1 protein-coding gene is annotated in these 512 nt (G+C 62.3%); it reads left to right on the forward strand.

Annotated elements, in window-relative coordinates; translation table 11 throughout:
- Positions 1 to 70: 70 nt before the first annotated feature.
- A partial coding sequence (locus M1L58_RS23280) for a transposase (protein WP_374112788.1) occupies positions 71 to 512 on the forward strand: 442 nt, incomplete at its 3' end.

The following is a 512-nucleotide window of genomic DNA, read 5'->3' on the forward strand; positions in this document are numbered from 1 at the left end:
AGCGGGATTTCCCGCTGGCATTTCGGCTTGTCGGGCGGGTGCGGTGGGTTGACTGGTTGATGATGTGTTGGTGGCCAAGGGGTATCGACCGGTGCAGCGGGACCAAGACTTTTTGATGCCGCCGAGCATGCGTGAGTGGTTGGCAGCTGATGATCCGGTGTGGTTGGTGATCGAGACCGTCGCGGCATTGGATACCTCGCGACTGCATGCGAAACGAAAGATCGGCGGAGTCGGGCGGGCCGGTTATGACCCGGATATGTTGCTTACCCTGTTGATCTGGGGGTGGGCGCAAGGTCAACGCTCGTCGCGGCAGCTGGAACGACTGTGTCAGCGTGATGTCGCCTACCGGATCATCTGCGCCGGTGACGCCCCAGATCATGTGACGATCTCGCGGTTTCGGGCCGACTGCACCGACGTGGTCGAGGAACTGTTCGCCCAGGTGTTGGCGTTATGCGCCCGGGTCGGGATGGGGCAGTTGGGGGTGGTCGCCCTCGATGGGGTCAAGATCGCCT

The organism is Gordonia sp. C13, from assembly GCF_023218005.1.
GTDB classification, from domain to species: Bacteria; Actinomycetota; Actinomycetes; order Mycobacteriales; family Mycobacteriaceae; genus Gordonia; species Gordonia namibiensis.